The organism is Microcystis sp. LE19-41.2A, from assembly GCF_027530405.1.
In the GTDB taxonomy this organism is placed as follows: Bacteria; Cyanobacteriota; Cyanobacteriia; order Cyanobacteriales; family Microcystaceae; genus Microcystis; species Microcystis aeruginosa.
This window is the reverse complement of the sequence record NZ_JAPZQJ010000586.1, coordinates 1-11,645: the sequence shown is the minus strand read 5'-3', so window position 1 is coordinate 11,645 and position 11,645 is coordinate 1. Positions and strand designations below refer to the sequence as shown.

Sequence of the window (11,645 nt, the reverse complement as noted above, 5' to 3'; positions counted from 1 at the left end):
GCTCCAGCTACATCAAATGTTCCCAAAAAATATAGAAGAGTTAATGCAAATTAGCCGCTATCGGTTGAAGGATTACATCAAAGGACAAAGAGCGATATCGCTTGCCCTATCTACCTTCTAGCTCGCTTGTCCCCCTCTCAGCGATACCAAACAAAAAATCGAGATTGAAAAGGCTAAAAAACGAGCTAAAACTAGAGATAAAAACACTTGTCAGGTGACAGGGCAAAAACCGGATAGAAATAATAAATTTAATCTCGCTGTCCATCATCTTTACTCTGCCCAGAAATATCCCCATCTAGCGACATTAGATCTGAATTTGGTGACTATTAAAGAAGAAATTCACCAAGAATTCCACGGTAACTTAGGGGGATTTCATCAACCTTGTACCATCGAGGATTTTATCGAATTCTTGCACGTTTACTATCCCGAACATCAGGGTAATTTAGCCTTAAAACTTCAGAAAACTAAGAAAAAACTGGAAAAATTAGCTAAATAATCATTCAATTTCGGGGGGTGAATAGCTCCAAAGTGATTATCCATTTTTTGAGGGAAAGAACGACCATATCTCATCATGAGCGATAATTAATTTATCTTGAGGTTTTGCCAAAACTCCTATCTCACGAGGAACAGCCGCATCTAAATCATTGGCAACTATTGTCAACTCCGCCCATAGTATATATGATAGTTGAACTCTAATTTAGGATCTAGCTGGGTCTAGAGAGGATAACATGGATAAGATCAAGGTAGGATTGTTGTTTGGTGGTCGATCGGGAGAACACGAGGTATCTATCAATTCGGCTCGATCGATCCTGCAAGCTTTTAATTATCCCGAAAATCTTGACAAATACGCAGTTATCCCCTTCTATATCGATAAAAATGGCTGTTGGCATTCGGCAGCAACTGCTAGACAAATTTTAACCTCTGGGCAACCCCTAGCTATTGAGAGTAATATAAAAGTCAATATCTGGCAATTTCCCCCGGAAGTGAGGGAAATGGAGGTTTGGTTTCCAATTCTCCACGGACCGAATGGAGAAGACGGCACTTTACAAGGATTACTCACTCTCATGCGGGTTGCTTTTGTGGGTAGTGGGGTACTGGGTTCATGCCTAGGCATGGATAAAATTGCCATGAAAACTGCTTTTGCAGCCGCTGGATTACCCCAAGTTAAGTATAAGGCTATAACCCGCTCGCAAGTGTGGTCAAATGCCTGTGTTTTTCCGCAATTGTGCGATCAAATCGCCGAGGAAATAGGTTATCCTTGTTTTATTAAACCGGCTAATTTAGGTTCTTCGGTGGGTATTAGTAAAGCGCGCAACCGGCAAGAATTAGAGGCTGCTTTAGATAGTGCTGCTAGTTATGATCGACGGATTATTGTTGAAGCAGGAGTAACCGCAAGGGAGATCGAATGTGCGGTTTTAGGTAATGATAATCCCCAAGCTTCTTTGGTGGGAGAAATTACTTTTGATAGTGATTTTTATGACTATGAAACTAAATATACTGACGGGCGATCGAGTATGGTGATTCCCGCTAATATTCCAGATAAAATTGCTGATCAAGTGCGAGAAATGGCTGTAGAAGCATTTAAAGCTGTGGATGCTGCGGGATTGTCGCGGGTGGATTTTTTCTATGTGGAAAAGACTGGGGAAGTGTTGATCAATGAAATTAATACTCTGCCGGGGTTTACTAATTTTAGTATGTATCCCCAACTCTGGAAAGCCACCGGTTTAGAGTTTGATAAATTGGTCGATAAGTTAGTACAATTAGCCTTAGAAAGACAGGAAAAATAAGGTTAAATTACCAACATTTCTAGGATAGGAATTACCTAGCCTAAGTAACTGGTTCTAATTAAATAGAAGATAAATTTTGTCTTTGATCCCCCCTTGATCCCCCCTTAATAAGGGGGGAAACTGACAATTTTTAACACCTAACTACTTAGAGATATTGATCAATTAGATAGTTTCGGGATCAATACCCAATTCTCGTAATTTTTGGGCTAATCTTTCCCTGTCCAAGATAGCTTGTTCTTTTTCGAGGATAGCCTGTTCCTTCGCTTGTCGTTCCTGTTCCCTTTCTAAAAGAATCTGTTCCCTTTCTAAAAGAATCTGTTCCTTTGCTTGTCTTTGCTCTAATTCAGCTTCTTGGGGAGTGGGAACCAATTGACCATCGGTGGTAAAATAACGCAGTTTACGGTCAAATATGCCTAAATAGAGTTCTAATTGTTCACTCCATAAATAGCCGTTTTCATTAGCAGCAATAGCCTGATATTGTCCCGCAATTAATCTAAATCCTTGCAGTTCTAAACTTTCAGGATCAAACCAGAAATAGTTAGGAGTCCGAAAGGTATTTTGATAGAGATTTTTCTTTTTATTGCGATCGATATTAGCAGTGGATGGGGAGAGAATTTCCACGATCACATTGGGATATTTACCCCCTTCTCCCCAGACTACCCAACTTTTACGCGGATGTTTTTCCGTATCTAAGACTACAAAAAAATCAGGACCACAAAAATCACGTTTTTTTAGTTGTTCTTCGTTATAGTAGATGGTAAGATTGCCCGAAGCATAGTAATTACTTCTTTCTTGCCATAACCTTTCCAAACAACCGATCAGAATTGTAATTTGTTGCAGATGTAGATCACTTTCCAAAGGTGGTTCATCACTCCATAAATCGGTGGGGGGACAGGTAACTTCCGGTAAAATGTCGAGAGTTGTCATAGTTTTTCCCCGTTATACTAGCTTTGTTTAATTATAACTGTTACGCTGTTAAATATTTAAATTGCTTGTTGAGATAAGGCAAGAGGCAAGAGGCAAAAGTACGGTCATAAAAAACTAACTTTTGGCTGAATCACGAGTAAAACTGTAGATAATTTGGGTAGCTAATTGTGGTAATTGTGAGAAATCTTCATCGGACATTTTTTGACGATCGAGTTTCATTTGTAATCCCGTCATCGAATCGTCTCCGTCGGAAATTAAAAATTCTAAGCGTTCAATTTCCGACCAATCTTTAATGTCATTTAATATCTTGTCAATAACCAGAAGATAAGGATGGGAAGGATTTTTATACCAATTACTGCTGACACCCTGACGAATATCTAAACCTAAATGTACGATCAAAGGGGCGCGATCAAAAAGAGCATTGGCTACCGGTCGGGTTTCTTCTTGGAGAGATAATTGATTAGCGCGACTTAACTGCCGTAATTTCTCTAATTGATGATATCTTTGCGAAATTGACGGCGGATTTTCCCCCCAACTGAGAGCGATGGTGACTAGATAGGTTTGTAGGAATAGATGTCCTAACTTTTCCGCTTTTGTGGCCAGATAATTGGAATTATAATCATTAGCCTCGATCAGCAAAGGTACTCGCTCGACTATTTCCAAACCATAGCCTTTTAATCCGGCAATTTTACGGGGATTATTGGTAATTAAACGAATATTTCTCACCCCCAAATCGTTGAGCATTTGCGCTCCCATGCCGTAATCGCGCAAATCGGCGGGAAATCCTAACCTTTCGTTGGCTTCCACCGTATCTAGTCCCATATCCTGTAAAGAATAGGCTTTTAGCTTATTAATTAAGCCAATTCCCCGTCCTTCCTGTCGCAGGTAAACCACCACCCCTAAACCGTTGTTTTCAATCATTTTTAGGGCAGCTTGTAACTGTTGCCGACAATCGCAACGCAAGGATCCCAAAGCATCCCCGGTCAGACATTCCGAGTGCATTCGTACCATTACAGGGCGATCGCCAAAGAGAGCGGGATCGCCTTTCACAATAGCGATGTGTTCGGTTTGATCTAATAAATTTCGGTAGGCATAAAGCTGAAAAGTACCGAATTGACTGGGAAAATTACAGACCGTTTCCCGATGGACAAAGCGATCGTGTTTTAAGCGATAACCGATCAGATCGGCAATGCTAATTAACCTGAGATTATGTTGACGAGCGTATTCAAATAGTTGCGGTAAACGGGCCATGGAACCATCGGGATTTTGGATCTCACAGATAACTCCCGCCGGATACAACCCGGCTAACCGAGCTAGATCCACGGCTGCCTCCGTATGACCGGCGCGTTTTAAGACCCCACCGGCTTTAGCACGAATCGGGAAGACATGACCGGGACGGGTGAGATCGTCGGGACGAGTAACCGGATTAATGGCAACTTGCACGGTTTTCGCCCGATCTTCTGCCGAAATGCCAGTTTTAACCCCTAAATGGGGAGCGGCATCGATGCTAACGGTAAAAGCGGTTTGATTGCTATCGGTGTTTTTTGTCACCATCAAGGGTAATTCGAGAGCATCAAGACGCTCTCCCGTCATTGCCAGACAGATTAAACCGCGAGCTTGCACTGCCATGAAGTTAATCAGATCGGGGGTGGCAAATTGGGCCGCACAGATTAGATCTCCTTCATTTTCGCGATTCTCATCATCAACTACTACAATAGCCCGTCCAGCTTTGATTTCCGCTAAGGCAGTATCGATAGAGTCAAAAGCGATCGAAGTGACAGTCACAGGCATTAAAACGATAGAACTATTTTCATTCTACAGGTTTGCTCGATCTGCTGAGGGTCAATTTCTGCCAGTTCCCTAGAAAAAAGTCTCCCGGTGAACCTGACGGCTGCCCGGGAGACTTTTAGTTATCTTAAGCTAGAAAATTAATTCAAACTAGCGGGGGTGATGCTGGCAACTTTGCCACCGAGACGGTTGATCTGTTGCAGGGTGTTATTTAACTGTTCAAAGGGGACGATAATCGCTTTGCTACTGCGACGGACACGGGGATAACCCGGTTTGCTGATGGCGGCAATTTCCACGCGATAGAGCTTACCCACATCACCATAGGCCACACTACCACCAAGAGCTTTACTGGGGGTGTTGCGTTGAGCAGAGGGACGATAGGCCCAACCATCGCTGCCACCAGAGGGACCGACCACTGCCGAAGCGCCGTTTTGGGCTAATTCCACCGCTAAACGGGAGGTTTTGCCGGCAATCTGAGAGCGATCGCTGTTGGCATAACCGCGATAGAGTTGGAACATCCGGGTAAATCCCACGGTTTTTTGACCGGGTTGGCTGGCGAAACCGCGATAGTAGGGAACGATGCTATCGCCGAAGTTTTCGGTATATTCGGCGGAATCGATGTAGGAGTCGATATCGGCCTCGAATCCTTTGTTTTCATAGAGATCGAGGTGATAGACCACTTCCGACTCATCGTAGGGAGCGCGACCTAAAAGATGTTTGATATTAAGTTCGATGACGCGGGTTTGGAAGTTACCGTAGAAGAATTTGTTCTTATACAGTTCCGATTTGGCCACGGCGCGGACGAATTCCCGCACGGTGATCGAACCGTTGCAGAGTAAGGATTCGGCACTGGTAAGGCGCTCGGAACGCATGATATAGTCATTGCCTAGCACCTGACGATAGACGGCGCGAATAACCGCCTGTGCGTCGTCACGGGACCAATCGGGACGTAATTCCACGGGAGCAACCTCGCTAAAAGCGGTTGTCCCTAAACGGGAAGCTGAGGTAGTAATTGCCACTAAAGTTCTCCTACAAAAAAATGATCGTTTTCTGACCCCTCAAAACTAGGGGAGGATCAGTTCGATTACTTGGCCGCCTTGACGATGGATATAACAAGGTCTGGAAGAACAGGTGATTGCTAACCCTTTTGCTAACAACCTCCTGTCTTTCCAGACCAGCAGTTTTTTCGATTGGACTAGCTGAGAGCGTTGATCGCGTAGTCGATATAGGAGTTGGCTTCTACTGCGGGGTCGCCACTTAAACCATGGTTGGCTTTGATGTATTTGAGGGCTTCGATGTACCAGCTAGGAGACAGGTCGAAGGTGCGGTTGATTTCGTCGATACCAGCGATAAGGTACTCGTCCATCGGACCGGTTCCACCAGCAACTAAGCAGTAGGTCACCATGCGGAGGTAGTAACCGATGTCACGAGCGCATTTTTCTTTACCGCGTTGATCCGCCGCAAAGTTAGCCCCTTGCATTTGGGTGGTGTAGGGGTACTTGTTGTACACGGCTTGAGCAGCACCAGAGATCAAAGAACTGGCTCTTTCGGTCAACACTTTAGCGGCGCTGAGGCCAGCAGAAGCTTGACGAAAACGACCGAAAGCAGTTTGGATTTCGGTGCTGCTTAAGAAACGACCTTGAGAATCAGCGGCTGCTACGGCTTCGGTAAGGGGGGTTTTCATTGTTTGGTATCTCCCAATAATCTTGCAATAAGTTTCCTACGGTTTAATTGAGACTAGCCCCAGGGACTAGGCGACAGCAGCGGCGGCGCGGTCGAAGTAGCTGGCAATTTCAGACATTAAAGCACTGCAATCGCCGGGGGTGATACCGTTGCGATCGTTAGCAATGGATAAAGCAGCTTCTTTCATTTTGCTTACGCCAGCAGCTACGGAAGCTCCTGGTACTCCCAAAGCTACATAGGTTTCGCGCAGACCATTTAAGCAACGATCATCGAGAACACTGCCGTCGCCAGAGAAGGTAGCGTAGGTAACATAGCGCAAGATGATTTCCATGTCGCGTAAGCAAGCGGCCATACGACGGCTGGTGTAGGCATTACCACCGGGGGTGATCAGTTGGGGCTGTTCAGCGAACAGGCTACGAGCGGCGTTGGCAACGATGGTGGAAGCGTTACTGGTGATCCGGTTAACAGAGTCCATCCGTTTGTTGCTGTCGGCAACCATGGCGCTCAGAGCGTCTAGTTGGGAAGAGCTTAAATATTCGCCGCGAGCATCAGCTTGGGATACTACCCGGGTGAATGCGTCAAACATTGTGACAATCTCCTAAATTTAAATGGGATTTGCTTGCAATTAAAATTTTCCCTCTTAAGGGATTTCACGGTGAGTCTGGACGAGCCTTGACCGTGATTGTTGCGATTTACTTTAAGAAACCTGAAAAAACTTCACGGCTCTCTCATAAATCACCTAAGGAGGTTAAACAAGTATCCAGCTTAACTTTTGTCTGTTATCTTGGCCCCTCAAGTTAAATTTATACACTGCTGTCGAAACTTTGTTTGTTACATATTATTAAGTTTTTTGCTGTCTTTTTGTAACAGTCACTTAACAATAACTCGATCGAGTTGGTCATCAATTCCTGACCATGGCTCAAAGCCTCTCACCGTCGGGAAATCAGAGACAGCAAGGCTTTAAGGGTATAAAGGGCAGCAAGATAAAAATTTTAAGTTTTTTTTAATATTTCCCCGCTTTCCCTTCCCCTATTGCCCAAGGATTGCCCTTTCCAGCCCTCCAATTACGATGAAGTTTTGTAAAGAAGGGAGTGGGGTGTGGGGTGTGGGGGGGTGGGGAAGTGGGGAGCGGGGAAGTGGGGGTGTGGGGAAGTGGGGAGCGGGGAAGTGGGGGGGTGGGGAAGTGGGGAAGCTGTCTCATCACCCTATCACCCCAAAACCCTATCACCCCAAAACCCTATCACCCTATCTCCTGACGACCGACGACCGACGACCGACGACCGACGACCGACGTTAAACTAGAAATCGGTGCTCAAAAAATCTAGCCGTCCGAACCCGATGATTTCCTCCTTTCCCGTTCCTAATAGCTTAAATTGCCCTCAAATTCGCCTTGCCATTCGTTGCCTGCAGCCGCAATTAGTCCACTGGCGCCGACAAATACACCAAAAACCAGAACTAGGCTTTCAAGAACATCTCACCGCCTCCTTAATCAGTCAAACCCTGACTAAATACGGAATTGAGCATCAAACCGGCATCGCCGGCACCGGAATTGTCGCCACCATCGAAGGCAGTCAACCGGGGCCAGTTTTAGCCCTGCGGGCCGATATGGATGCACTACCGATCGCCGAAGAAAACCAAGTCCCCTATCGTTCCCAACATCCGGGCCAAATGCACGCCTGTGGTCACGATGGTCACACAGCGATCGCCCTCGGCACAGCAGTTTACCTAGCACAAAACCGTCACGATGTCAAGGGGATCGTAAAAATTATTTTCCAACCCGCCGAAGAGGGGCCGGGGGGTGCAAAACCGATGATCGAAGCGGGAGTGCTGAAAAATCCCGACGTGGAGGGAATTATCGGGCTACACCTCTGGAATAATCTGCCTTTAGGGACAGTAGGCGTGAAAAATGGGGCCTTAATGGCGGCGGTGGAATGTTTCGATCTCCAGATTCAAGGCCGGGGCGGCCACGGGGCAATTCCCCATCAAACCGTCGATTCACTACTGGTGGCGGCCCAAATCGTCAACGCCCTGCAAACTATCGTCGCCCGCAACCTTAACCCCCTCGATGCCGCCGTGGTGACTGTGGGTAAATTAGCGGCGGGAACCGCTAGAAACGTGATCGCCGATAGTGCTAATCTCAGTGGGACAGTGCGCTATTTCAATCCCCAGTTAGGGGGCTATTTCCGACAACGGATGGAAGAAATTATCGCAGGCATCTGTCAAAGTCAGGGGGCTAGTTATCAATTCGATTACTGGCAATTGTATCCCCCGGTAATCAATCATGATCAGATGGCGGAATTAGTGCGCTCAATCGCCGCACAAGTGGTGGAAACCCCAGCCGGAATCGTTCCCGAATGTCAAACCATGGGAGGGGAAGATATGTCCTTCTTTTTACAGGAAGTACCGGGCTGTTATTTCTTCTTGGGATCCGCCAATCCCGAATTAGGATTAGCCTATCCCCACCATCATCCCCGCTTTGATTTTGATGAATCGGTGTTAGGGATGGGAGTCGAGATTTTTGTCCGTTGCGTCGAAAAATTCGGCAATTCTAGGACTTTCTAGAAATCCGTTCAGGGTGAACAGTTTTTGTCAAACCTGAAACCGCTAAACTGATCACTGAATCAGACAAGTAAAAAAAGCATGAACAATAATACCCACGAAAACGATGCCCAACGGGTGAAAATCCTCAGCGAGGCCTTACCCTATATACAAGAATTTCGCGGTCGCACTGTAGTGGTTAAATACGGTGGTGCGGCCATGAATAACAGCGATATCAAAGACACGGTCATGCGAGATATCGTTTTTCTCTCCTGTGTGGGGGTTCGTCCCGTTATTGTCCACGGCGGCGGTCCAGAAATCAATAGTTGGCTGGATAAATTAGGTATTGAACCCCAATTTAAAGACGGTTTACGCGTCACCGATGCCGACACCATGGATGTGGTAGAAATGGTGCTGGTGGGACGCGTCAATAAAGAAATTGTTGCCCTGATCAATCAAGCCGGCGGTAAAGCGGTAGGATTATGCGGTAAGGATGGCAATCTGATCACTGCTCGTCCCGTGGGTAAAGAGGGCATTGGTTTTGTTGGAGAAGTCAGCAGTGTCGATACTAGCGTCGTCGAATCCTTGGTCAATAGTGGCTATATTCCCGTGATTTCCAGTGTGGCCGCCGATGAAACCGGCCAAGCTCATAATATCAATGCCGATACGGTAGCCGGAGAAATAGCGGCGGCTTTAGGGGCAGCTAAACTGATTTTGATGACCGATACAGCCGGAATTTTAGAGAATTACAAGGATCCTTCCACTTTATTGGCTAAATTGGATATCCAACAGGCCCGGGAGTTGATTCAAAAAGGCATCGTTGCTGGCGGGATGATTCCCAAAGTTAGCTGCTGTGTGCGATCGCTGGCTCAGGGAGTTCAAGCTGCTCATATTATCGATGGTCGTCTTCCCCACGCCCTTTTACTGGAAATTTTCACCGATCGAGGCATCGGCTCCATGATTGTGGCCTCCGGTTATACTAATCTATAGTAGTAATTACCGTACTTTTGGTTAAAAAGACTTGCCTAAAACCAGAGATCTGGTGTACAAGTAAGTTAATAAACGCGCTTCTCGCTCCTTTGTAATGGCAAAAGTCTTAGTCTTGAGTTAGTTTAGCTGGGAAGCGCAAAATCCGAAGTTTTCATAGCAATTGAATTTATGACCAAACAAGCTGTAGCTCACCCGATGGTGAAGTTTCAACGCAAGGTTAGCAAGTGGATAGATGCAAAAGTAGTCAAACCTAGCGATAGTATCTGGAAACTGGCTCTTTTATACGGAGATGAGTGGGGATACTGGAAGCAAGAGTTGCTCGATTTCGGTTTCTCCATGCAAGACCCTCTCAGCGAAGTGGTAGCGGTAGAAGCTTGGGACGAGGAATAAGCGACCATCGACTCAAAAGCCGCTTTCTACCAAGATGATCGCCATGGGATCGACTCCGATTATCCTTTCCGCTCTGGTTATCTTATCCTTAAGCGCGAGTTGTTCTCCCCAGACCGAAACCCAACCACCGCCACCGGCAGCCCGTACTACTACCGTCAACGTCACCAGGGCTAAACCGGCAACCATCGAACGCAATCTCGATTACACGGGAACTACCCGACCTTTAAAAGTCGTTTCTCTGCGATCGCAAGCCACGGGTCAGTTACTCAATCTCCTCGTCGATGTGGGAGATGAGGTGCAATTAGGGCAAATCCTCGCCCGTGTTGATGATCGTCTCCTCGCCACCGTTGTCCGGCAAGAAAAAGCCGCCCTGTCGTCCCTAGAAGCGGAATTAGCCCGGGCGAGAATTGAAGTCAGTAACGCTGAAATTGAAGTGGAGCGCCTACAACTACAATACCAACAGGACAAAAATGATGCCGAGCGCCTGCAAAAATTAGCCCTAGAAGGGGCGATTCCCCTGCAACAGGGTGAAACAGCCCAAACTGCGGCTGCAGTGGCTTTAAAAGCCGTTAATAGCGCGCGCTCAAGAATTAAAGTCGAGGAGCAGGTAGTGGCGGCAATTATCGGCAGAATTGCCGCCCAAAAATCGGTCATCGCGCAGGAACAACAACGTCAGGCCTACGCTATTCTTAAATCACCGGCGACGGGGATAGTTATCGAAAAACTGAAAGAGCCGGGGGATTTAGTCAGTATCGGCGATGAAGTCCTCAAAATTGGCGATTTTCAACAGGTCAAGGTGGTAGTATTATTATCGGAATTGGATTTAAAAACGATTAATTTAGGACAAAAGGTTAATGTCAGCCTTGATGCTTTCGGTGAGAGAAATTTTTCCGGTCGCATCACCAGGATTTTTCCCCTGAGCCAAGGCACGGCCCGGCGGATTCCCGTGGAGATTGCTCTACCCAATGGGGATGGTTTAATCAAAGGGGGATTATTGGCCCGGGTACGGTTTAATAATAATTCTGCCCCTCAGGTGATTGTTCCCGAAACGGCAATTGTCGGTCAGGGGGAATCCTCGGCCATTTTCGTCCTTTCCGAGTCTAACTCGCAAGTGGAAAAACGTCCCGTTCGTCTCGGTCAAGCGCTTGACGGTCAAGTAGAAATTATCACTGGACTCGAACCGGGGGAGCGTTTCGTCGTTAATAGTAGTAAACCTTTGCAAAATGGGGAAAAAGTCCGGGTCAGTATCCTCAGTAATCCTTGAGTAAACCATTGGAGATAGTTAGTAAAAGTATAGTCAAATATAGACAGACTGAATTCCATTTCAGAAATTCCTTTCACTTTTACTTCGAGAGATTAATTCTCCTTGGGTGAACTACGCACCTCTCTATCCCATAGCGGTTAAACGCAGGTGGTGATTCGGTAGTAGTGATGGCGGCTTAATCCTTTGCCAGGTGTGCATTGTAGTCATGGATAAAATACCAAAGGGTTCCCCAACGTGATTCTCCATTTTTTTAGAGAAAGATAGACTCTCTCTCACCA

General features: G+C 46.4%; 12 protein-coding genes. 6 read left to right on the top strand and 6 right to left on the bottom strand.

Annotated elements, in window-relative coordinates:
- Positions 1-214: 214 nt before the first annotated feature.
- Both O9290_RS24595 and O9290_RS24590 read left to right on the top strand, forming a co-directional pair.
- Positions 215-496: a hypothetical protein gene (locus O9290_RS24595; protein WP_288059161.1), complete on the top strand. Its 282-nt coding sequence runs from the start codon at positions 215-217 to the stop codon at positions 494-496.
- A gap of 232 nt (positions 497-728) precedes the next feature.
- Complete coding sequence (locus O9290_RS24590) at positions 729-1,787, top strand: D-alanine--D-alanine ligase family protein (protein ID WP_288059159.1); 1,059 nt, start codon at positions 729-731, stop codon at positions 1,785-1,787.
- A 162-nt stretch (positions 1,788-1,949) separates the two neighbouring features.
- On the opposite strand, the gene O9290_RS24585 is transcribed toward O9290_RS24590, so the two are convergent.
- From O9290_RS24585 to O9290_RS24560, 6 genes are all read right to left on the bottom strand, one after another.
- Positions 1,950-2,714 (bottom strand): Uma2 family endonuclease, encoded by a 765-nt coding sequence (locus O9290_RS24585; RefSeq protein ID WP_288059157.1) that lies wholly within the window; start codon positions 2,712-2,714, stop codon positions 1,950-1,952.
- Between the two features lie 114 nt (positions 2,715-2,828).
- Positions 2,829-4,505 (bottom strand): bifunctional 3,4-dihydroxy-2-butanone-4-phosphate synthase/GTP cyclohydrolase II, encoded by a 1,677-nt coding sequence (gene ribBA / locus O9290_RS24580; protein WP_288059155.1) that lies wholly within the window; start codon positions 4,503-4,505, stop codon positions 2,829-2,831.
- Between the two features lie 137 nt (positions 4,506-4,642).
- Positions 4,643-5,521, bottom strand: a complete 879-nt coding sequence (locus O9290_RS24575; protein WP_002736362.1) for a phycobilisome linker polypeptide — start codon at positions 5,519-5,521, stop codon at positions 4,643-4,645.
- A 176-nt stretch (positions 5,522-5,697) separates the two neighbouring features.
- On the bottom strand, positions 5,698-6,186 hold the full coding sequence (cpcA, locus tag O9290_RS24570) for a C-phycocyanin subunit alpha (protein ID WP_002759025.1): 489 nt from the start codon (positions 6,184-6,186) through the stop codon (positions 5,698-5,700).
- Positions 6,187-6,252: 66 nt separating this feature from the next.
- On the bottom strand, positions 6,253-6,771 hold the full coding sequence (gene cpcB, locus O9290_RS24565; RefSeq protein ID WP_002735500.1) for a C-phycocyanin subunit beta: 519 nt from the start codon (positions 6,769-6,771) through the stop codon (positions 6,253-6,255).
- 417 nt (positions 6,772-7,188) lie between these two features.
- A complete protein-coding gene (locus O9290_RS24560; RefSeq protein ID WP_288059153.1) occupies positions 7,189-7,386 on the bottom strand; it encodes a hypothetical protein in 198 nt (65 codons plus the stop codon).
- A 137-nt stretch (positions 7,387-7,523) separates the two neighbouring features.
- On the opposite strand from O9290_RS24560, the gene O9290_RS24555 reads away from it, so the two are divergent.
- The 4 genes from O9290_RS24555 (at position 7,524) to O9290_RS24540 (ending at position 11,367) form a co-directional block, all read left to right on the top strand.
- Positions 7,524-8,747, top strand: a complete 1,224-nt coding sequence (locus tag O9290_RS24555) for a M20 family metallopeptidase (protein WP_288027984.1) — start codon at positions 7,524-7,526, stop codon at positions 8,745-8,747.
- 78 nt (positions 8,748-8,825) lie between these two features.
- Positions 8,826-9,713, top strand: coding sequence for an acetylglutamate kinase (gene argB / locus O9290_RS24550; protein WP_288059152.1), 888 nt, complete (start codon positions 8,826-8,828; stop codon positions 9,711-9,713).
- Positions 9,714-9,881: 168 nt separating this feature from the next.
- A complete protein-coding gene (locus O9290_RS24545) occupies positions 9,882-10,103 on the top strand; it encodes a DUF4327 family protein (protein ID WP_002759020.1) in 222 nt (73 codons plus the stop codon).
- 43 nt (positions 10,104-10,146) lie between these two features.
- Positions 10,147-11,367 carry an efflux RND transporter periplasmic adaptor subunit gene (locus tag O9290_RS24540; protein ID WP_002759018.1) on the top strand — a complete coding sequence of 407 codons (1,221 nt, stop codon included), beginning with the start codon at positions 10,147-10,149 and terminating at the stop codon, positions 11,365-11,367.
- Positions 11,368-11,645 lie beyond the last annotated feature (278 nt).